This window comes from Paraburkholderia domus (assembly GCF_905220705.1).
GTDB classification, from domain to species: Bacteria; Pseudomonadota; Gammaproteobacteria; order Burkholderiales; family Burkholderiaceae; genus Paraburkholderia; species Paraburkholderia domus.
Genome location: NZ_CAJNAT010000027.1, coordinates 1 through 21,702, shown reverse-complemented (window position 1 = coordinate 21,702; position 21,702 = coordinate 1). Strand labels below are relative to the sequence as shown.

At 60.8% G+C, this 21,702-nt stretch carries 18 protein-coding genes and 4 pseudogenes; 9 read left to right on the top strand and 13 right to left on the bottom strand.

The annotated features are described in order from the left end of the window. Window positions 1-13 precede the first annotated feature (13 nt). Window positions 14-1,318, bottom strand: coding sequence for an MFS transporter (locus tag KHO31_RS30885; RefSeq protein WP_236071552.1), 1,305 nt, complete (start codon window positions 1,316-1,318; stop codon window positions 14-16). Window positions 1,319-1,498: 180 nt separating this feature from the next. Next, a complete protein-coding gene (psrA, locus tag KHO31_RS30880; protein WP_211624878.1) occupies window positions 1,499-2,590 on the bottom strand; it encodes an iron-containing alcohol dehydrogenase PsrA in 1,092 nt (363 codons plus the stop codon). A 116-nt stretch (window positions 2,591-2,706) separates the two neighbouring features. On the opposite strand from psrA, the gene KHO31_RS30875 reads away from it, so the two are divergent. Next, complete coding sequence (locus tag KHO31_RS30875) at window positions 2,707-3,600, top strand: LysR substrate-binding domain-containing protein (protein WP_211624876.1); 894 nt, start codon at window positions 2,707-2,709, stop codon at window positions 3,598-3,600. Between the two features lie 118 nt (window positions 3,601-3,718). On the opposite strand, the gene KHO31_RS30870 is transcribed toward KHO31_RS30875, so the two are convergent. Both KHO31_RS30870 and KHO31_RS30865 read right to left on the bottom strand, forming a co-directional pair. Beyond that, the gene (locus KHO31_RS30870) at window positions 3,719-5,161 is read right to left on the bottom strand and encodes an ISKra4 family transposase (protein ID WP_211624874.1); all 1,443 of its coding nucleotides are present in this window, start codon (window positions 5,159-5,161) and stop codon (window positions 3,719-3,721) included. 40 nt (window positions 5,162-5,201) lie between these two features. Continuing rightward, a pseudogene (locus KHO31_RS30865) lies at window positions 5,202-5,432 on the bottom strand (hypothetical protein); the annotation flags it as partial. A gap of 100 nt (window positions 5,433-5,532) precedes the next feature. Here KHO31_RS30865 and KHO31_RS40140 point away from each other — a divergent pair. After that, the gene (locus KHO31_RS40140; protein WP_456238763.1) at window positions 5,533-5,670 is read left to right on the top strand and encodes a CBU_0592 family membrane protein; all 138 of its coding nucleotides are present in this window, start codon (window positions 5,533-5,535) and stop codon (window positions 5,668-5,670) included. A 238-nt stretch (window positions 5,671-5,908) separates the two neighbouring features. Here KHO31_RS40140 and KHO31_RS30860 read toward each other — a convergent pair whose 3' ends face one another. After that, window positions 5,909-6,388: an Lrp/AsnC family transcriptional regulator gene (locus KHO31_RS30860; protein WP_211624857.1), complete on the bottom strand. Its 480-nt coding sequence runs from the start codon at window positions 6,386-6,388 to the stop codon at window positions 5,909-5,911. A gap of 171 nt (window positions 6,389-6,559) precedes the next feature. On the opposite strand from KHO31_RS30860, the gene KHO31_RS30855 reads away from it, so the two are divergent. From KHO31_RS30855 to KHO31_RS30830, 6 genes and pseudogenes are all read left to right on the top strand, one after another. Further along, window positions 6,560-7,354, top strand: a complete 795-nt coding sequence (locus KHO31_RS30855) for an HpcH/HpaI aldolase family protein (protein ID WP_211624855.1) — start codon at window positions 6,560-6,562, stop codon at window positions 7,352-7,354. Between the two features lie 49 nt (window positions 7,355-7,403). After that, the gene (locus KHO31_RS30850; protein ID WP_211624853.1) at window positions 7,404-8,591 is read left to right on the top strand and encodes a pyridoxal phosphate-dependent aminotransferase; all 1,188 of its coding nucleotides are present in this window, start codon (window positions 7,404-7,406) and stop codon (window positions 8,589-8,591) included. A gap of 117 nt (window positions 8,592-8,708) precedes the next feature. Beyond that, window positions 8,709-9,893, top strand: coding sequence for an acetylornithine deacetylase (gene argE, locus KHO31_RS30845; RefSeq protein ID WP_211624851.1), 1,185 nt, complete (start codon window positions 8,709-8,711; stop codon window positions 9,891-9,893). A gap of 38 nt (window positions 9,894-9,931) precedes the next feature. Continuing rightward, complete coding sequence (locus KHO31_RS30840) at window positions 9,932-11,248, top strand: MFS transporter (RefSeq protein WP_211624849.1); 1,317 nt, start codon at window positions 9,932-9,934, stop codon at window positions 11,246-11,248. A gap of 587 nt (window positions 11,249-11,835) precedes the next feature. Beyond that, complete coding sequence (locus KHO31_RS30835; protein ID WP_211624847.1) at window positions 11,836-13,296, top strand: ISKra4 family transposase; 1,461 nt, start codon at window positions 11,836-11,838, stop codon at window positions 13,294-13,296. Between the two features lie 47 nt (window positions 13,297-13,343). Further along, window positions 13,344-13,589: pseudogene (locus KHO31_RS30830) on the top strand (DDE-type integrase/transposase/recombinase); the annotation flags it as partial. 146 nt (window positions 13,590-13,735) lie between these two features. On the opposite strand, the pseudogene KHO31_RS30825 reads toward KHO31_RS30830, so the two are convergent. From KHO31_RS30825 to KHO31_RS30800, 6 genes and pseudogenes are all read right to left on the bottom strand, one after another. Continuing rightward, a pseudogene (locus KHO31_RS30825) lies at window positions 13,736-13,906 on the bottom strand (transposase); the annotation flags it as partial. Between the two features lie 31 nt (window positions 13,907-13,937). After that, window positions 13,938-15,121, bottom strand: a protein-coding gene (locus tag KHO31_RS30820) for an IS3 family transposase (protein ID WP_211624845.1) whose coding sequence is annotated in 2 segments (ribosomal slippage) — window positions 13,938-14,863 and window positions 14,863-15,121 — 1,185 coding nt in all. Because the reading frame shifts where the segments join, the coding sequence is not laid out codon by codon here. A gap of 586 nt (window positions 15,122-15,707) precedes the next feature. Next, complete coding sequence (locus KHO31_RS30815; protein WP_211624843.1) at window positions 15,708-18,974, bottom strand: LPD7 domain-containing protein; 3,267 nt, start codon at window positions 18,972-18,974, stop codon at window positions 15,708-15,710. 4 nt (window positions 18,975-18,978) lie between these two features. Continuing rightward, window positions 18,979-19,182 (bottom strand): hypothetical protein, encoded by a 204-nt coding sequence (locus tag KHO31_RS30810; protein ID WP_211624840.1) that lies wholly within the window; start codon window positions 19,180-19,182, stop codon window positions 18,979-18,981. Between the two features lie 35 nt (window positions 19,183-19,217). Further along, a complete protein-coding gene (locus KHO31_RS30805) occupies window positions 19,218-19,583 on the bottom strand; it encodes a plasmid mobilization protein (RefSeq protein ID WP_201084361.1) in 366 nt (121 codons plus the stop codon). After that, the gene (locus tag KHO31_RS30800; protein WP_201084360.1) at window positions 19,583-19,840 is read right to left on the bottom strand and encodes a hypothetical protein; all 258 of its coding nucleotides are present in this window, start codon (window positions 19,838-19,840) and stop codon (window positions 19,583-19,585) included. The genes KHO31_RS30805 and KHO31_RS30800 overlap by 1 nt, the downstream gene beginning before the upstream one ends. A gap of 333 nt (window positions 19,841-20,173) precedes the next feature. Between KHO31_RS30800 and KHO31_RS30795 the strand changes: the two genes are divergently transcribed. Continuing rightward, window positions 20,174-20,689, top strand: a complete 516-nt coding sequence (locus tag KHO31_RS30795; protein WP_201084359.1) for a hypothetical protein — start codon at window positions 20,174-20,176, stop codon at window positions 20,687-20,689. Window positions 20,690-21,034: 345 nt separating this feature from the next. Here KHO31_RS30795 and KHO31_RS39530 read toward each other — a convergent pair whose 3' ends face one another. Continuing rightward, window positions 21,035-21,283, bottom strand: a complete 249-nt coding sequence (locus KHO31_RS39530; RefSeq protein WP_236071548.1) for a hypothetical protein — start codon at window positions 21,281-21,283, stop codon at window positions 21,035-21,037. Window positions 21,284-21,310: 27 nt separating this feature from the next. Beyond that, window positions 21,311-21,702, bottom strand: a pseudogene (locus KHO31_RS39525) (hypothetical protein); the annotation flags it as partial.

The window sequence follows — 21,702 nt, the reverse complement described above, 5'->3', positions numbered from 1 at the left end:
GGAGATCAGATAGTCAGAACGTGCGCCGCATGAAGTACGTACAAACCGAGCTGAGCAGCCCGACACACGCGATGTAGAGCACAATCCACCACGGCTGCAGATTGCCGTAGTGCAGAAGCGCGGTTGCGACGAGCGGTGTGATCGAGCTGGAGACAATGCCGGATACCTGGTACACGATCGAGATGCCGCTATAGCGCACCCGCGTATCGAACAGTTCGCAGAACAGCGCAGCCTCGGGCCCGTAGACGAACGCGTAGATCACACCGATCACGATCACGATGGTGGCCGTCACGGCAGTGAGGCTGGTGGAGTAATGAAAGACCGCAAAGGCCGGCCACGCGCTCAGGCCACAGGCCAGCGCACCCCAGCCGAACACCTTGCGGCGGCCGATCCGGTCCGACAGACGCGACGCGAGCGGAATCATGAACATCAGCACAAAAGCGGCAAGCGTCACGGCCACGAGGATCGCCGACTTCGCATAGTGGTGGATGCCGATCAGGTAGCTCAGCGAGAACACCGCATACGTGTTGAAAATCACACCGTCGATATAGCGCGCGCCCCAGCCCAGTAGCACATTGCCGCGGTAGTCGGTGAATACCTCGCGCGCCGGTACTTTGGCGACCGCATGCGTGTCGCGGATCTTCGTGAATGCGGGTGTTTCGACGATGCGCAGACGGATAAACATGCCCACGGCAACGAGCAGGATGCTGGCCATGAAGGCGACCCGCCAGCCCCATTGCAGGAAGGCGTCAGGCGTCAGCCAGGTCGTCAGTGCGGCCACCACGCCGCTGCTCAGGCACAGCCCGATTGCGAGCCCGATCTGCGGATAGGACGCGTACAGACCACGCTGTTTGCGAGGCGCGTACTCGAACGCCATCAACACTGCACCGCCCCACTCGCCGCCCAGCCCGATGCCTTGCAGCAGACGCAGTAGCAACAGACAGGCCGGTGCCCAGATGCCGATCGATGCATAGGTTGGCAGTATCCCGATCAGAAACGTGGACACGCCCATGATGGAAAGCGTGAGCACCAGCAACGGCTTGCGTCCGAACCGGTCGCCGAAATGGCCGAAGATCACGCCACCGAGCGGCCGTGTAGCAAAGCCGACCGCGTACACCGTATAGGCCAGCATGGTGGAAACGAAAGCGTTTCCGGTCGGAAAGAAGAGCTTGTCGAATACGAGTCCGGTGATCGTGCCGTAGAGGAAAAAGTCGTACCATTCGACGGTCGTGCCGATCAGACTGGCCAGGGCAACCGACTTCACAGACCTGGTGTCGACGCTGGCTGCCGGGCCTCCTGCCATATCCACTGCTTCCATTGCTTGTCTCCTGATAGTTGCCGGGCCCGTGACGCCGTGTGACGTCCGCTGCCCCTGCACTTGCCGTTCATGCGGCTTCTGTTGTGCTGCAAGATGCGCCGGCGCGAAACCGGATGTCTCTGTTCCCCCTCTCTCACCGTACGGCGATGCTGTTCCCGTTGTCTCGCCGGTGCCCGAACGTCAGGCCGCTGCCGCGATGAAATTTCGTCCGCGCGGACCGCTCAATGCATGCGCGATCATCCGGTCCGACTCCTCGGCGCTCACGCCGTAGCTTGAAAACGAGGTACGCACGCCGAGCGCTTCGAGAAAGCCGGTCAGGTAGTCGCGCGCATCAGCCAGCGGACACGGGAAGACTTTCGCGAGCACCGCGTCACGCGCGGCGCTCTTTCCAAGCGCGAGGTCCAGCACCATCGGCAGCGTGAATGAACAGGCAATTCCGTGAGGCAACCCGTGATGGATCGTCATCTCATACGAAATGGAATGAGCCAGGGCGGTCTTCGTATTCGAGAACGCGAGCCCGGCCTTGAGCGCGGCGAGCGAAGCCTGTTCGCGGAGCTTCCGGTCCTGCAGATTCGCGGCGAGCGCCGGCAACGTGGCCAGCATGTCGCGCGCGGCGGACACGGCGAATTCATCGGAGATCGGGTTCGCGTTGACGTTCCATATGGCTTCGAGCGCGTGAGACAGCGCATCGAGACCACTTTGCACCGTGACCGAATGTGGCAGTGACAGCGTGAGATCCGGATCGACGATCGCGGCTTCCGGCCACGTCTGCGGAAGCTGCAGCGAATACTTGCGCTGCTTGATCGTGCGATCCCAGATCGTCGCCCACGGCGTCACTTCGCTGCCGGTGCCTGCGGTCGTCGGCACCGTGATCAGCGACTTCACGCGCGGCGGTGTGAACGGCTTGCCCGTGTCGAGCAGGGTCAGTAATTCATCGAACTCATTGCTTTGCGTTCCGACCATCAGCGCTTTCGCCGTGTCGAGTACGCTGCCGCCGCCGATCGCGACGACGACAGGGCATTCCGCGTGCTTTTGCCAGAAATCGCGGTACATCCCCGCAAGGTGCGTGACGTCCGGGTTCGGCTGTACGTCGTCGATCACCGCAACCACGCTGTCACCGCACAACTCGCGCACACGCTGCACGAGCCCGAGCTGCGCCGCCTCCGGAAACGTCACAACCACGGCGCGGCGGCCATTGAGAATCTCGGGTAGCCGCTCGATACAGCCGGGACCGAAATTCACTTCTACAGGATTCCAGAAAACACCGTTCATCGTCTCCCCTCGTTTGGTGGGTGTTCATTAGGTGAGTGTTCGTTACGGATGAATTATGGGAAATATCTGTGTATAGTAAAAATACAAATATTTCTGTCGATGTATTCAATCAATCTATGCGACTCACTCAATTGCGCTCGTTTTATGCCGTCGGCAAGCACGGCAGCGTGACGGCCGCAGCGCGGGCGCTGCACGTCAGCCAGCCGACGGTTACCACGCAGGTGCGGGATCTGGAGGAAAGCTACGGGGTGGAGCTGTTCCATCGCAGCGGCCGCCGGATCGTGTTGACTGCAGCCGGCGAAACCCTGTTCGCGATCGCCCAGCGGATGTTCGGCAACGAACAGGAGGCCATCGACTTTCTGAAGGAATCGGCGGGCCTGAGCACCGGAATCATCCACGTGGGCGCCGTCGGGCCACTTCATGCAATGGAAATCGTCGCGGCGTTCCATCTTCGCTATCCGGGATTGCACGTATCGATCCGGCTCGGCAACTCGGAGGAAACCGTGCGTGGCCTGCTGTCGTATGAAACGGACGTCGCCGTGCTGGCGCAATACGGCGCCAACCCCCTGCTCCATTACGTGCCCTATCGCAAGCACCCGCTGGTCATCATCGTTCCAGCGACGCATCGGCTGGCGCGCCGGCGCAGCGTCCGCCTGGAAGAGCTTCGCGATGAGCCCACGATCATGCGCGAGCCGGGTTCCACCACCCGCAAGGCGCTGGAAAACGCACTACGCCAGCACGGCATCGAGCCAAACTTTTCGCTGGAAGTGGGCAGCCGGGAGGCCGTGCGCGAAGCGGTCATACTGGGGCTCGGTATAGCGGCGGTGTCGGAGCGCGAACATGTTGACGACTCGCGACTGCGCAAGCTGGCGATCCAGGGCGAGCAGGTGGTCACCCACGCACACGTCGCCTGCCTCGCCGAGCGTAAGGCTGCGCGGCTCGTGCAGGCTTTCCTCGAGGTGGTCAATCAGGTGTTGATCGAAAAGGACGCTGGACGGCCACCGGCTTAGCACACGGCTAATGCAGCGATCGTTGCTGCCGTTACGCACACACTTTCACCATCATCTACTGGTGCGCGCTGCAAGCGCTGCGGGAATTTAACGAGTGCAGTCAAAACCGGAGGCAGCGCTAGGCAACACGTTGGCAGCGATCATCACGTTTCCGCTCTGCGAAGAATTGCAGTGGTTCCGGCATTTCCCGCATTTTTAGATCCCCGTTTAGCACGGCGACCCGAACCTGAACGAGCAGGTGCGCGCCCTTGTTGGTCCAGCGCATCTGCCGCTTCTTCGCACAGCGCAAGCTCACGACTTCATTGACCGCCGATTCCGCGATACTGCTGCTGATTGGCATGCCGTGCCGATAGCGCCATCCGTATTTGACCAGGTATTGGCAATTGGATTCCAGGTACCAATACGTCCCTCGTAGATTCCACCACAAAGCCATGTGCGCCGAGTCTTCCGGTACGAGTCCGAACATGTCATGGATGCGCTTGAGTCTTTCGACGGCTTTGGAACCCTTGCCGTGCCATGTCAGCCATTTCGCCGACGCGATTTCGTCTTGTACAGGGTGCCCGTTTGGCGCCAACAGGTGAGGAAATTTTTGTGCCGATTGCTCGATCGCGCGAAATTTCATGGCAATGTGAAACCAATCCAAAATCCGATTCAACGACCTCTTGGATCCATCGACGGCTTTCTCAAATTCGCCTGCGCCGTCAGAGACGATCGTGATTTTCTGATCATTCGCGACGCCCTGCTCCGAGAGAAAATGATCAAGTCGGGTCGCGGCCGATGTGACCTCCCGATTGACGTATCCATAAACTTTGCAACGGCCATCGTCGCGAACCGCACGGCCGGCGATGATGTTCACGTGTCGCCCGGTAGGCGGTGGGCGCTTCGAAGCGTAGTACTGCCAGAGCTTGGCTTCATCCTGTTCTTTACGAGAAGGCCGGTGGCGCAGCCATGCAGAATCCACCGCAAGAGCGGTTATCTTGACGTTGCTATCGGTCGGCGGATAGTCTCGTTCACCGCGAATCGCGCTTTCGGCGTGATCGTCGAGTTCTTGGCCGACCGTCCATACGCGATTCCTCAATCCTGAGGTGGAGATCGTTTGATCGACCGGCAAAATCTCTTTTAGCAACGTCGTCGCCACCGCATAGGGAAGATGCGCTGCCCACTTGACTTGCAAGTATTCGAGCTCAGGACTGACACGCAGCGGCATCGCTAATGCGAGCGGGCTGAACGATTTTGCGCTTTGGTCTTGAACGCACTCGCAGACGCACAGCTGCGGGCTGTCGATCGTTACTTTGCCGAAAACCGTTCGGTATCGAATTGCATGGGTCGCTTTGATCGATAATGCCCTGCCGCACTGCGGGCAATTCAGGGAAGCCGAAACAACAACACGAGTCTGTGCGCAGACCAATGCACGCTGCGCCTCGTGTACCAAACTTCTGCCTTCAGCCAAGTTTAGGCCCAGTTGCTTCAGATCGCCGACGAGCCGTTCAAATTCAGCCAATCGTATTGCCTCGCCGCCGCCAACGCCGTCGTCAATTCGTGCCTCGATGATCATCCGCATGATAGCCTCCGCAATTGATCGTAAGGCAACAAATATATCGCTACTCTGCCTCACCGGCTGCCTCCGGTTTTAACTGCACTCCACCCAACTCAACAACATGATCTTCGAACAGTTCCGCGCCAGGCAAAATTGCCTCGACCTCTGTTAACAAGGCTTGTCCGATTCCATCTCCTCGATTTTTCTCATCGACAACGAGATTCTCGACCACCGCAAAAGGCTGGCTGGAATACATTACATCCGTACAAAGACAGACCAGTGCCGTGGCGCAGACCTCTCCATCATCTCACCGACGAAGAGCCGGGTTCGCGCGTCTTCCTCGATCGCCTGAATCCGGGATTCAGTGATATTGATATTCTCGTCGTCCTTGTTGCCTGCTCTATTCGCTGATGTTTCACTTTAATTTTGCGGCCGCTGTCAGCCAGGCGTTGTGGCTTCTGTGGAGTTGCCTCGGTATGGCCAGGATGGGGCTCGCGCGGCGGCAGGCTCGGAGTACTTTGCTTAATGGCTAACCCGGCGGTTGGTGACTCGTTCCGACTCGTTGCGTCCGGCGTAATCCGAGTGACCGGTTGCCGGTCAGGTTCCGCTTGTGTATGGTCGGCTCGGGTTGTTATGGCTTGTCAGGACCGGGCGTGTCGCTCGCAGCTATCGCCCTGCTCCACAAGTTGAACGCAAATCTGCTCCGACTTTGGGTGGAACAGGCCGAAGAGAACGCCCGGATCGGCGTCGCCCAGATCGCCCGACCCGCGCTTACTCCGCCGGCAACGATATCGCGTGCCCGGAGCCCTTGACTTCCTTGAGCACGAACGAGGTATAGACCTCCTTGACGCCGGGTAGCGCACCCAGTACGTATCGTGTCAACTCACCGAAGGCATCGAGGTCGCGAGCAATTACCGTGAGCTGATGATCGTAGCGACCCGAAACGCAATGGCACGACAAGACCTCGGGAACGCGCTTGACGGCATCCTCGAACGCCTTGACGCGTTCCGCCGCCTTTTGATCGAGTGAAATGAGCACGAAGGCGGTGACGTTAAAACCGAGCTTCCTGACATCGATCTCGGTGCGGTAGCCCCGTATTACCCCCTCATCTTCCAGGCGCTTCACCCGCCGCCAGCACGGCGACGGCGTGAGCGAGACACGCTCGGCGAGTTCGGCGCTGGAGAGTCGTCCGTTTCCCTGCAATGCGGCCAGAATTTCCATGTCGGTGCGATCGAAATTTTTACTCTGCATGATTATTCCAGGAATTCGGTAGTTACCGTGATTTCGTTCCAAAATATTACACTTTTGGGCGAGAAGTTCCAAAGCTTTTTCCATTATGTCCCTGTAATTTTGTGAGCACGGTGTGAGCGATTACCAGGTCGCGAAATACCCCTGTTATTCGTCAATATTCGTGGAGTCACTGTGGAAATTTCGAACCCGATCAAGAAGGCATTGTTGGCGCGGACGCCTTCCGAAGGATGCTGGCTGACGCTGGCGAGCCCGACGGTTGCGGAAACTGTCGCTCATTGTGGTTTTGATTGGCTGGTGGTCGACATGGAGCACGCGCCCAACGACGTGGTGAGCTTGTCGGCGCAATTGCAGGCCATCGATGCCGCACGCGCGAATGGTGCTTCGACCTACCCGGCGGTGCGCGTGAGCGCCAACGACCCGATCCTGGTCAAGCGCGCGATGGACTGCGGCGTCGAAACGGTGGTCTTCCCCAATATCGATACCGTCGAAGACGCACAGCGCGCGATTGCCGCAATGCGTTTCCCGTCGAACGGCAATGGCGGAACGCGCGGTGTCGCTGGTCTGGTGCGTGCCGGCACCTACGGACAGAATCCCGAATACGTCAGCCGGGCGAACGCGCAGTCGTGCGCGATCCTGCAAATCGAATCCGCCGAGGCGGTGCGCAACGTCAAGGAAATCGCCGCGCTGCCGGGCGCCGATTGCCTCTTTATTGGAACCGCCGATATGGCAGCCAGCCTCGGACGCCTGGGCGACACCGGTCATCCCGCCGTCCTTGAGGCGGTGTCCGTCGTGATTGCGGCCTGCGAGGCCGAGAACAAGGCGGTCGGCATATTTGCCGGCAGTGCCGAAGAAGCCGCTGCGTATCGCAAGCAAGGCGTGCAGTTCATCGCCCTGCACTCGGATGTGATGTGGCTGGCGCACGGTGTCCGTCAGGCGCGCGCGCAGTTCAGCGCGGCATGCCGATAAGCCGTTTGCCGATCGATTTCCTCCTCCCCCTCAGAGCGCCGTAGACATGATGTCAAACAATTCCCCCGACTGGTCGGGGCTGGGTGCACGCCCGAGCGTGCAGGCCTTGCGCTCTTCCAAGATACGCGAAGTGGCTAACGCGGCCATGGGCCGCGCCGATGTGTTGCCGTTCTGGTTCGGCGAGCCCGATGAGCCGACACCGCAAGCCTTCCGGGACGCCGCGATCGCCGGGATCGCCGCAGGAAAGACGTTTTATGTGCAGACCTTGGGTGTCCCGTCGTTGCGCGAGTGCCTCGCCGGCTATGTGAGCGCCATGCATGGTCGGCGTGACGTCGAAAACATCGCAGTCACCAGTTCCGGTACGTCGGCGTTGATGACCGCCGTGCAGGCGATCGTCGGGAACGGCGATCATGTGGTTGCAGTGACGCCGCTTTGGCCCAACCTGGTCGAGATGCCGAAGGTGCTCGGGGCACAGGTCAACACCGTCGGCCTGACGTTCTCCAAAACCGGTTGGCGGTTGGATGTCGACGCGTTGCTGGCCGCATTGAAGCCCGGCGTACGCGCATTGCTGGTGAATTCGCCGAACAACCCCACTGGTTGGGTCATGTCCGCTGAAGATCAGCGGGTGGTTCTCGCACATTGCCGTAAGCACGGCATCTGGATTATTTCGGACGATGTGTACGACCGTTACTACTATGAAGGTACGGTGGCGCCGACTTTCCTGGACATCGCCGAGGAAGACGACCGCGTGGTCAGCTGCAACTCCTTCTCCAAGACGTGGCTGATGACCGGCTGGCGGGTGGGCTGGCTGGTGGTGCCACGCGCGCTGTTGCCCGAGATCGGCAAGCTGATCGAGTACAGCAACACCTGCACGCCGGGATTTGTGCAGGCCGCTGCGCAATGCGCGATTGAGCAAGGTGAGCCTGTGATCGCGCGGACCGTGTCGCGGCTGCGCCTCGCGCGCGACCACCTGGCGCTGCGTCTGGGTGAGGTGCCGCAAGTCCAACTGGCGGGATCGTCGCCAGGCGCGATGTACACGTTTTTCCGCGTTCACGGTGTGTCCGACAGCCTGGCGTTCTGCAAGGATCTCGCCGCGACTGGCGGCCTGGGCCTGGCTCCCGGCATTGCTTTCGGGCCGGAAGGCGAAGGTTATCTGCGCTGGTGCTACGCGAGCGTGCACGATCGACTGGACGAAGGCGTGAATCGCTTGTCTCGCTATCTGGCCACGAAGCTTTAAAAACCGACTTGGGTCCGGTAGTGTTGCGCCGGATTCAAGTCAGCGCGCTTTCGAGTTGTCGACGTGGGGATACGAAGCCTGGTTGGCTGCGTATTTTCATGATTTGGAGTGGAACCGATGAGTCATCTTGAATTGCCCCGTTCTCTGGACTGGATTGAACGGCTGGTGCGATTTGATACCACCAGCCGCGAGTCCAATCTGGGACTGATCGAAACCGTGCGCGACCACCTGAGCGCAGCAGGGTATGCCCCACTGCTGATTTACGATGCAAGCGGAAAAAAAGCCAATCTCTTCGTCACCGTGCCTGCGCACGATGGTGAGACGCAGGGCGGAGTCGTGTTGTCCGGGCACACCGATGTCGTACCCGTGGACGGGCAGGCGTGGAGCAGCGATCCCTTCCAGCCCGCCCTCCGCGATGGCCGGTTGTATGGCCGCGGCACCTGCGACATGAAGGGTTTTCTCGGCGTGGCCTTGGCCATGCTGCCGACGTTCGCGTCAACGCGTCTGCGTGCGCCGCTGCATCTGGCGCTGTCGTACGACGAGGAGGTCGGCTGCCTGGGGGCGGACGTCATGCTTCGCGAACTGGCGCGGCTGGACATTCGTCCGGACAGTTGCATCGTGGGCGAGCCCACCGAAATGCGCGTCATTTCCGCCCACAAGAGCAGCAACCTGTATCGCTGCACGGTGCACGGGCACGCGGCGCATTCGTCGTTGACACCGCGCGGTGTCAACGCCATTGAGTATGCGGCACGCGCTATCTGCCATATCCGGGACATGGCCGACGGTCACCGCATTGATGGCCCGTTTGACCGCGACTTCGAGGTGCCTTTTACCACCGCCAACACCGGAATCATCTCGGGCGGGCTGTCGGTCAACACGATTCCGGATCACTGTCAGTTCGATTTTGAGTTCCGAACCATTCCGGGGGTACTTGCGCCCGATGTCATCGGCGGATTGCGGCGCTATATCACCGGTGAGCTGCGCTATCGGATGAAAGCGGAGCATCCACAAGCCGACATCGTGCTCGAAACGCTGGCCGAGGTGCCCGGCTTCGACACCGCCGCCCACGCTGAGATTGCACAACTCGCGCAGGCGCTGACAGGCGCTCGCGGCACGCAGAAGGTGGCGTATTGCACGGAAGCGGGCATGTTCCAGAGGGCCGGCATGACGGCGGTTATTTGCGGTCCGGGAAGCCTGGAGCAAGCGCATCGTGCCGACGAGTACGTCGCCGTGGCGCAAATTCATCAATGTGAGCAGTTCATGGAAAAGCTGGCGAACCACCTGGCCGTCGCCGGGCAGTAAAGCAGTTGAAGCAACAACCAGGAAAACAGAGGATAAAAATGGGTTACACGGAAAAATCCTTACTGCGTGGCGCGGAGACCGCCGGCACCGACGCGGCTGCCACCGCGCTGCGGCGCAAGCAGGTGCGCCGGGCGGTGATCGCAGCGTCGATTGGCAACGCGCTCGAATGGTTCGACATGATCGCCTATGGCACCTTCGCCCTGATCATTGCCAAACTGTTCTTCCCAACGACCAACGAAAGTGCGTCGCTACTGCTGGCGCTGGCCACCTTTGGCGTGTCGTTCCTGATGCGGCCGCTGGGCGCGATCGTGCTGGGCAGCTATGCCGACCGGGCCGGCCGCAAGGCGGCGCTGACGATGTCGATCTTCCTGATGATGATCGGCACTTTGATCATCGTGGTAGTGCCGACCCATGCACATATTGGCATCGCGGCGTCGGTGATCATTCTGATCGCCCGGCTCATCCAGGGGTTTTCGGCTGGTGGTGAATTCGGCAGTGCGACCGCTTTCCTGATTGAGTACGCCCCGGACCGTCGTGCCTATTACGCAAGCTGGCAGGTGGCCAGCCAGGGGGGCGCGATTCTTCTCGCTGCATTGTTCGGTGCGGTGCTCAACGCGACGCTCACCCAGGTTCAACTGGAGAGCTGGGGATGGCGCGTGCCGTTCATCTTTGGTTTGTTGATCGCGCCGGTCGGATATTACATTCGCCGTCACATGGAAGAAACACCCGAATTCAGTGAGGCCGAAGCCTCGAAATCGCCGCTCAGCGACATGTTCTCGGGACAGAAGCTGCGCTTACTGGTTACCGTGGGGTTCGTCGCGTTAGGATCGGTCGGCAACTATCTGGCCCTGTACATGCCGACATATTCGATCCGCCAGCTCGGCCTGCCCGCGACCGTTGGTTTCATGGCGACCTTGGTGGTCGGCGTCATCATGGCCCTGGCTTCCCCGTACTTTGGCGCGCTTGCCGATCGCAAGGGGCCCGCCAGGGTCATGACCGTTGCCGCCGCGCTGACCGCCGTGCTGTGCTACCCCTTGTTCTCTCTGGTCGTCAACCACCCGACAGTCGGCACCCTCATGATTGTCCAGGTCGCTCTCGGCACGTTGGCCACGGCTTATTTCGCACCAATGCCGGCATTGATGTCTGCCATTTTCCCGGTGCAAGTGCGTACCACTGGCCTGTCTCTGGGGTACAACATCGCAGTGACGGTTTTTGGCGGATTCGCACCGTTCATCCTGACGTGGCTGATCGCCAGCACGGGCTCCAAATTGTCGCCCAGCTATTATCTGCTCGCAATCGCCGGCATGGCGCTGGTGTCGCTGACGATGGCGCGCCGGAAGTTCGGCCAGCGATAATGCTTCGCCGAATGTAAGGCTGGCCCCGCGGCACGAGCACCCCTCGTGCCGTCTGCCGTTCGACTCAATATCCATGAGCCTTGCCGATCGCGCGGTGAACGCATCTCACCGGATATTGGCGGCCCTGACGGAGGTCGACGCGGCTTCGTCGCAGAATGCGTCGACGGGTCTTTACGATCGCGGCAGCACTCCGGTAACGCCTTTTGGCGAATGCCTTGGCGGCGGCGGTCCGGTGTATCCATTGCCGCTCCAGAATGACGATCGTGCGACTCCTGACCTGCGCGCGGCTCAGTGCACGTCGATCTCCTCGATCTTGTGCACGCCGGTCAACTCGCAGAGCACGTTGCGATAGGCAACGAACTCATCGGTGCCACCCCCGAGCGAAAGTGTCAATGAGAGTGAACCAAACCGTGGGAGGCCATTTCCGTCGACTTGACCGCCGTCATAGACCGCGTGACGGCGCCTTACCCGATGGGATACGGCGCCTGGAATCTGCGAAGTTTCTAACGAGAAGAGCCCAGCGAGCGCGCCCGGCACGCTGGCCATATCAGCTACGCTGGCGACGTTGCCAACCGATCGGAGTTGCTATGCGACTGATTATCGAGGCCCGCCTTGAGGATGGGGAAACGAGTGAGACTGAAGCGACGATCGTTGCTGTTGTGGAACGAAAAGACCGGAGCGTCGCCGACCTGGGACTCACAATTGCCGAAGGTCGCGCCTTGCTCGCTGAGATTCAATCGTTGCTGGTGTCGGAGCAGACTGCCGGGTGGATGGAGAGCCAATTGGCTTGCGACCGTTGTGGCTCGATGCTAGCGCACAAGGACGCCCGTTCGATCGTGCTGCGAACCGTGTTTGGCAAGGTCGACGTGCCGAGTCCGAGGCTGTGGGCGTGCAACTGCGCGGCAAAGCAAGGGCAGCCGCGCCGCTCCGTGAGTCCGCTGTGCAAGGCCGTTCACCAGCGTGTGACGCCGGAACTGGAGTACCTGCAGGCCAAGTGGGCCGCCCATCTACCTTACCGTCAGGCCACCGAGCTGCTTCGAGAGGTCCTTCCGCTGGACAAAGGGATTTCCTTCGGTAGTACTCGCCGTCGGATCCTCGCCGTCGGTAGCGCCCTGGACGCGCAGATCGAGCGCGATATCGCGTCTGGACCAAAAGCGGTCAGCGCAGAGCAGGTTCGCGAATCGACCACCGTCGGCTGCGTGAGCGTCGACTCAGCGTGGCTGAGCTTCAGCAGCAGCCCCAGGAGCCGCAAGGCGGAGCGCGACCTTGCGGAGCTGAAATCGCCGTGGGCGCAGAAGTTGACGCGGGATCGACATGTCAACATCGTTGCGGGCCGTGCAACTCTTGCTGATCGCACTCCGCGCCTCTACGCGTACGTGCATAAGCTGGTGCCATCGGCGCCCGCGCGGCTGGACCAGTTTCTCTTTGCAAGCGGCGTGGCTCCATACGAGCGAGTCACCGTGATCAGCGATGACGCTGGCGAATTCGGCAAGGCTGTGGACGGCAGCCAGCTCGCCAGGGTAAGGATCCTGGACTGGTTTCACATCGCGATGAAGTTCAAGGCTGCCAGGAACTCGGCGTTAGGAAGCCAGACGATGGAGCCCCACGAGCGAATCGTTGTAGAGACAGAGATCGATCACGCCAGGTGGCTGGTTTGGCATGGAAAGGGCCGGCAATCGGTGTCCCGCATCAAGGCCCTGGATGCCACGCTGTTGGCGAAGGAAGGCTATGAGCACTCGACGTTGTACTGGAACCTGCGCCGCCTGTACTTCTACATCGAGAACAACGCCGGTACGCTCGTGAACTATGGCATGCGCTATCACAAGGGGCTACCGATCAGCAGCAGCATTGCCGAGTCCGCGGTGAACCTGGTGGTCAGCCATCGCATGGCGAAGAAGCAACAAATGCGATGGACGGACGAGGGAGCGCACTGTCTGGCACAGGTCAGAGTTGCTGTTCTCAACGAAGAATTCTCGGTTGAGAAACTTGCCGTGTTGACCAAGACTTCTGCAGCTGCAAACTCGCCGAGTGCGCGCCGAGCGGCGTGAATTGACCTCCCACGGTTTGGTTCACTCTCCTCTACGCACTCGAAACCATCAATGATGAGCGTGAAACGCCCATCAAGATCCGCCAATCCAAATACCTCAACAACTTGGTTGAGCAGGACCATCGGGCGATCAAGCGGCGCACGCGACCCATGCTGGGATTCAAGACTTTTCGCTGTGCCCGGATCCTTCTGGCCGGCATTGAGCTTATGCACATGATCACCAAAGGACACATGAAGTGTGCTCGCGGAACTCATCCGTCTGGCGCCGATCAATCCTACGACCTGGCAATATAAGCAGTGCTTTGCATAGCGATCGAAGTTCCTCCGCTCTCCTTACCACGAAAAAACCCCATGTGTACCCCCTGCCGGAGGATTTTATGGTCTAGAACGAACGTGAGTTGAAAAATTGGCTCTTTTGAAAACGGAGTGGGTAACGGGGCTCATCGGGCATGCTCGTTAAAGCGCGATAAGTCGAGTTTCCCGGCGATGAGGAACAGGACAGTACGCATGGTTTCGAAGCGAGCGTACCCGCGTGCTTTGCGTTTGGCGGCCTGAAACAGGCCGTTGATGGCTTCGATGAAGCCGTTGGTCTGGCGCGTCTGTGACCTTGCCCCTGTTTCACGAATCCCATAGCTGAGGGAGTTATGCGGCTTCGCCCTGCTGAGCCGCGAACCAGTTTTGCTCGAATGTCATGGGGCTGACGTAGTCGAGCGTTGAGTGTAGCCGGCGCGAATTATAGAAGCCAAGCCAGTCGATGATTTCATCCATCGCCGCACGCCGTGTTGCGAAGTGCCGGCCGTGCAGGCGGGCAACCTTCAGCGAACCCCACAGACTTTCCGTCGGGGCATTATCCCAGCAGTCGCCGCGTCGGCTCATCGACGAGCGCATGCCGTAAGCCTTCAGCGTGTCCTGGAACAGGCCGCTGCAATACTGGCTACCCCGGTCGCTGTGCAGGATGACGCCGGCCTGTGGGCGGCGTCGGAACCACGCCATGCGCAGCGCGTCGGTGACCAGCTCAGCTTTCATGTGCGGTTGCATCGACCAGCCCACCACCTGCCGACTAAACAGGTCGATGATGACAGACAGATAGACCCAGCCTTCGGCCGTTGCACAGTACGTGATATCGGTGGTCCAGACCTGGTTGGGCGCCGTAGCGGTGAAGTTGCGCTCCAGTAAGTTCGGCGCAACTGGCAGGTTGTGATTCGAGTTCGTTGTCGCGATGTACTTGCGCTTGTGCCGTGCACGGATGCCATGCTGCGCCATCAGCTTGCGAACGCGCTCCTTGCCCACGCGTACCGCTCGTGCAACCAGTTCCTTCCACATGCGCGGCCAGCCATATTCGCCCTTGACCTGCGCGTGAATGGCCTTGATGTGCGCGAGCAACGCATCGTTGCTTACGCGGCCTCTGTGCGGCTTGTCGCCGCCGGTGCGCTGCTGGCGCTGATGATATCCGCTGGGGCTAATTTCCAGCGCTTCACAAAGGACTGAGACTGGCCAATGGTGTCGATTCCGGTCAATGAACGCGCACTTCACATCGACTCCTTCGCGAAGTACGCTGCGGCTTTTTCTAAAATATCTCGCTCCATCTTCAGGCGAGCCACTTCCGCACGCAACCGCGCCAGTTCCATCTGTTCTGGACTGACCGGCTTTGCGCCGGCGCCCGCCAGCTTGCCTTCCCGGTCAGCCTTTACCCAGTTGTACAGCGTCTGTTCAATCACACCCAGTGTCGCCGCCACCGCCGCCATGCTTTGCCCGGCCTTGACCAGCCTCACCGCCTCCAGCTTGAACTCGAGCGTGTACTGCGCTCGCTTTGCCTTGCTTGTCATTGTTCTTCTCCTTGCTTGAGTTTACCTGCTCAGCAAGGGATTCGTTTTTCGGGGGCAAGCTCATTGCGGCGACTGCATCCACCAGTTCCTGCTTATTCATGAGTTTGTCCGTGTTCGGGTTGTGAAGATTCCCACCCTACCCGATCGGCGCGCCTCCACGCAATCGGCAAACATTTACGCTGGTTCACGATACCCCCTATGTCGGCACCCGTCTTCCGTGGATCGGATGTGCGGTACTCGCTTTGCCGGAGGACTTTGCACGTGCAAAGTTTTCTGCCTCAACGACAGGTCAACGGCTATGGTTCTGCGCTGCAGACTCCGCGCCATCCGCGAGGTGGGTCGCGCAGCCGGCCGCGTCACTTGCGCGTGTCCGCTGCTCTGCCCCGCCTTCCCGGACTGACCGCTGGCCGCTGCCCGGAATCGACAGCCGCGTGCCGCAATGCTGTTTCAGATGTCTCTAGCGGCATGCTTTCTCCGGAATCCGCATGTTGTCCGCAAATGAAGGGGTAGATAGCTCGGACTAAGCGCCCCTCCGTTTGCGAATTCGACCTATCGACGGGGACCGCTCGAGAATCAGTTTGATGATTCATCGGTCAGTATCTGGTCCATTGCCGGGTGCGTCGGGATCAGCAGGCGATGCCGCATCCTGGTCTGGATTGGACGGACCTTCCGGAGTGGGTGGCAACGGATGGCGCACGGCATCGCGCAACTCGTCGCGCTCCCATGTCTCGCGCTCACGCTGCGCCGCCCGACGCTCCAGCGCCTTGGCATCGAGTTCTGCTACACGGACCTGTCGGATACTCTCCAGTTCCGGCTGCTCAAACACGATGCGCACGCGTGTGTCGGCCGCCACACGCGCCGCGGCCGCCTGGAAGTCATCAGGTCCGGACAGTGACAGCGTGCTGCCGAACTTCTGCTGCGCGAAGCGCAGCGCAATCTCGACCGCCTCGCGCTCGCTATCCCACAGCCGTAGCGTGCGACCCTCGTCGACGAGGAACGCCACGCCGTCCTTCCGGTAGTCGACCTCACCACTGGCCCGCACCTCGTATGTAATCGACGGGCTGGCGTAGATGATCTCGTTGCGATCGTGCGCTGCCGGTCGCTCCACAGCACGGGAAGGCGTACTGAAAATGACCGCGCGTTCGTCGTCTGCACGTTTCGTCCGCAGGCGGATCTGCCGCATCCGGCGCAACTCACGCAGCGACCTTTCGTCGCCTTTCTGAGCGCACTCCTGCAGGAAGTCACGATACTGCTCGGTCAACGGCCGGCTTACGGCACCCTTCAGCGCATCCCGCTCTTTCGCGATCTGCACACGCAGCGCGGCCTCTGCCTCAAGGCGTGCAACACGTGCTGCGGACAGCTGCTCGCGGCGCTGCACGCCTGACAGGTCCATGCGCGGGCGTTCAATGAGCGCGCTGCGGGCACTGTAGAACTCAGATTTGACCGCCTTTCGCCGCTCACTCTCATGATCGGCCTGCGCATCCCACGCGCGACGTAGCTCGTTCCGGAATGCCGATCGCCATTGCTGGAACTCGCCCCATAGGTCCCGTTCAGGCGTATGCCTCGGTGCATGCTCCGGATCACGTCCTGTCTGCGCACGATAGGTCTCGCGCAGCAGCTGCGCCGCCTCCTCCCATGACAGGTTCATCTCTTTGGTGAGGAAGTCAGAGACATTCAGATTGCGCGAGCCGGCCTGGACTCTGTCACCGCCGTCCGCGCCTTTACCGATCGAATACTTTTCGACGAACAGTCCGTGCGAGTGCGCGAGCGCGGCCAGCAGCCGGCCCGCGTCGAGCGTCACGCGGATCTCGGTGAACTCCTCCCGCTCCCGGGCACGTCGCGCCGTGCGAGCCTCGGACAGGTCACGGGCAAACTGGTCGCGAACGGTATCGGCGGCCCGGCCCGTCGACGCGCGCGCACCTGCATTGAAATCGACCGACGCCGCGTCCGTCGGCAGCGGCGTATCAGTTGGCCGGATCTCTGCTTGAGCCTCGAAAGGCAGCGATTCGATCGCATCGAACGATTGCACATCCGCAAGGCTGCGGATCTCCTCACGCGGTCCGAACCCTGCGGCAAGACGGCCACCGCCAGACGCATGGCTCAGACTAAAAGGCTCGCGTGACCCGAACGGTCCTCCGGCCCGCATGAACTTCCCAGCCGCGGTGCGCGTGAGACGCGTCCGCCCTGCCTCGTCCGCCTGGTCCCACGCGACAAACATGCGATCGACGATCGCTTTCCATTCAGGCTCGCCGGCGGACCTGTCAACGACATCGGGCCCGCCCGGCCATTGCCAGTGATCCCCGATCTCACCGTCACTGCGGCCCACATCGACGTCGCCGTCGGCACCTTCGCGCGATCGCCGCCGGGGGAGCGATGTTTCTAGCTGTTCTCTTCCCGCTCGCTCGCGATCGCCAGACCATCGCAATGCGTCAATTCGTTCGGCTTGCTCGTTTCCCAGCTCCAGTAATGCATCAGGCGGCAGAAGCACTTGACGTCGCGCGGCGTCGCCATCCACACCGCGGCCGGGCATGCCATGCACACGGTGGGCGGATTGGGACGGCGCGCCGGATCGATCGAAGCGAGCGTCAAGGTCGTGATCCGCTCCGGTTCGCCATCGCTCGGTGATTTCGCGGTGCGCGCGTTCGAGCTCGTTCCACCATTGCTGCGACTGCCCTGCCCTTTCCGGCTCCCGCCCGGCGCCGCGCTCTCGCGCCCGCCCTCCCGCTCCGGCGGCTCCAGTTCGCTGCCAATCTCGCCAGTATCCGGATCGATCGTGGCGCTGTTCCGTTCGCTCTCGTGTGCGCTCATTGAGCCCTCCTGTTGCATCGTAGAACCGCTGTTCGCGGTGATCGAGAATGCGCCGCTGCTCCGCCGGCGACGCGGCCTGATACGTCCTGTAAAAACTGCTACCGCTGTTCAGATACTTGATCTCTCGCGCGCGCGTGTCGTGCCACGTCTCCAGCGAATCGAGATAGATCCGCGGCGTATCGCGCGATACGCATGGCGCGACGTACTGCGCATGCACATTCGATTCGAGCGCCTCACGCTTGGCCGTAGCATCCAGCTCGATGAACTCGCGCGAGAACACGAACTCCTTCAGGTTCACACCCTTCGCGGCACCGGCCGGTTTGACGTTCTCGTACTCCGACTCCCTGCCGGCATTGCGTGTGCGCGTCTCGCCGAACTCCGTGATCAGGGCCCTGAAGTCGTCATACCGGGTCACATCACGTGTCATCACTGCCTCAAGAATCGAGGCCTTCAGCTCGCGATTGGCGCCCTCGAAGACATCGCCCTTGTACCGGCTGATCATTTCGGACGCGTCCGTGAACTGCACACGCCGGTTGTCCTTTGGGCTCGCGAGTCCGTACTTCGCGTTGATGTGCTCCTGAAAGGCCTCCAGATACCGCTCGTTATGGTCAACCTTCCCGAACGGATCAAGCCGTCGGCCCGTTACGAGATTCATTTCCGGGATCACGACATGCACGTGAACTTTGCGCTCGACAGCCTCGCCCGTCTTGCGGTCCGCATAGCTCTTGATACGCGGCACATGCGCTTCGGCGTAGAAGTTGTATTCGTCCCGACGGTACGCGGCAAACGCAAACGCCTCGAACTCGCGCACGATCTCACCCAGCAGATCGCGGTCGACCTCGTCTTCCTTGAACGACAGCGTGACATGCAGGTAGCGTTCAGCGTCTGTGTCGATCGACTGGATGATGTCGTTCGTCAGATCGAGATCCCCGGCGAGGATCACGCGCTCGTCCATCTCGTCGCGCTCCATCTCGCGACCCTGCTTCTGGCCTTTTTCCAGATACGCCTTGATCCCGTCGTGATAGCCGCGCACGCGTATGAGCATCGTCCTACCCCTGCGTCCCGCGCCCGGCGAGCCAGCGCCCCGCCCTTTCGATGTGGAAAAGCAGCGTGCTGTGCGCGATCGACGGCAGCAGATGGCCAGCCGCAAAGACCGACGCGCGGGCACTGTCGCAGTCTGTCTGCGTCAGCGTGTGCGCACCGTCGTGGCCGCCATCGAAGTGCAGCTTCGTCTCAAGTTCGATCACCGCCATGATGGCTGCATGTTTCGGATCCGTTCCCATCGCTATCAGTCGACCTTGTTCAGTGTTGCCTTGAGGTACTGCCCGATCAACTGCAGCTGCGTGAGCAGTTGCTCGTAAGTCGCCTCCGAAAGCTTCCCGCGAACGTGCTCTGAATTCGCACGGTGCGCGATCTGATTCAGGTTGTTGCTGGTCTTGTTGAAGATGTACAGCAACCGCTTGCGATCCCCGCTCGCCACCGGCCGCGCGATCACCTGCGTACGGTTGGTCAGCACTGCATGCCGGAAAAACTCCGACTGCGTCATCCCGCTTTGCGCCACCTTTGCAAGGTACGCATCGCGATCCGCATCCGACAGACGGAACGCGATCGGTTTGCCCAGCCCTGCCCCGCCATTGCTTTTTTGCTTTGGCATCACCAGAGCCCCTTCGAGCGACCACCGTCGATCTCAGCGCCGACCATTGCGAACGGCCTGCCGTCGTCATCGATCGGATGCGCGCGAAACTCGTATTCCGGCCACCGCAACTCGCACTCGCGCAGCGCGCGCATCGCCTGGTCACCCGTCATTGGCCGCGTATAGCCTGCCCACGGCAAATAACGCGGCTCGCTGCCGCGCTCATCGGCACGCGGCCCCACTACAAGCTGGATCACCCATTCGCTGCGCGGAATCATGACTGCACCTCCGTATTCATTACGCATACCAGGCAGTGCTGAATGTCGGCGGCGGAGCCACCGACCGGAATGACGCGGCAGTAGATCGCGTCGGGGTTTCAAAGGGGCTCGCCCCTTTGGCACGAAATATTTTACGGAACGCGTAGCGTTGCGTAAACATATTCGACGTGCCTCGCCCCGCTTTCGCCACACATTATTTCCTACGCATATTCTTCGGCGCTACTACACCAGTACATCACGCATTGCATGGGAATACTACACAATACAACCTTGCCCCTACATGCTGTCGTCATTCATACTACGCCCATACTACATTTATTCGCCATTTTCCCAATGGATCACGAACAGCTTGCTTCCGCGCTGCGCCGCCTTGCCAGCACAAGCCCGAAACGCAGCAAGGTTTCGCATCTCAAGGCCCTCCTTCCGGACATCGAGGCGGCGCTCGCCGCTCGCGTTCCCGCCGCTGATATCCTGAATACCTTGCGCGAACAGGGACTCGATATCTCCCTTCGGACGTTTCACGGAACCCTGTACAGGCTTCGAAAGATCGCCTCTACGCCCGGTTCGGGAAGCAAATCAGGCGCTGCGGCCGCCCGCCCCGGCGCCCCGCCCCCCGTCACAGCCTCCCTGGCGACAGCCCCTCTCGAAGCGCACAAGCCTGCGCCTCCCACGACCAATGCACCGGCCCAGACTCGCATCAAAACCTTCGAACAATTGCAATCCGAAAATCCCCACCTTTCAAGCATGCAGTTGAACCACCTCTACGCCGAACAGTACGGCGAACCTCGCGTGAGCAATGCCGATATTGACGCGCTCAAGAAAAAATATCCTCGGCACGCGAAACCCTGAGCCGCATCGCCCCGCCGCACTGCGCCGGGTCGGGCCGCTCCCCATGCATCCTGCATGGGTCCCCACGACCCTCGATACGGGCGCGCGGCGCGCGCCATGTCACCTTGGTCCGCACCACGCAGTTACATTCTGTTTGGCAAAACGCGGGCTGGCCACGCGCGCGGCCCGGCATAATCGTCGTGCAGCTGCCTGGTCCAAAAAGGCACGCGGCAGGAGCCTCGGAAAGTCGATCTGCGTACCGGCTTCTTTTTTCCTGTGCAGTACTCGTAATGCAAAAAACCGCCCGGACTTTCGCCCGGACGGCGGCATGTGACATGCCTGCACTTACGCAAAGTGCATCACGGCTCAGGCGGCTTCGGCTTCCTCCGCATCGCCGTCGTTGCACTCATCCTGCTTGCTGTCGGCGTCGCTTTCCCCGTCATCCTCCCAATGGCCGTACGTGACGTGTTTCGGCAACTCACGGTTACGCAGCACTTCCGGCAACCAGCCCGAGTCCGCCATGCGAAGCTCGGCGGCAGCAGCGGCATCTCCCTTTCTCATCCCGCGCAGTTCGCCTGCGGCCTGCGGCGAAACTGTCTCGCCTACAACGGTCACGATACGATCTTTCGGGACGTGCTCGAATTACCCTGCACGCGTTGGCTTCCAGTAGTGCGTGAAGTTCAGTTCCAGCGTGTTCGCCACTTCGTTGACCGGGTGCGCCCGGTCAACGGGACTGATGCTGTCTCCCGTCGCGGCCACGCAGAATGCAAACAGGTTCGACATCACGTCCACGTCCTGTTGCAGCAGCGCAGGGTAGCCGGTATCGACAGTGACGCCGAGCGCACGCCCAAGCTGTGACGCGCGCCACAGGCCTGGGTGTATTGCCTCAACGTTTTTCAGGTGAGCCGACATAGCGTGGAAAAAGTCGGGTAAGGACGCGACGTTGCCGTCGCGTCCTCCCCTAAGAACCGTACGTGCGAGTTTCCCCGCATACGGCTCAAGCCTCAATAAGGCTGGCGCATGCCAACCCGGTC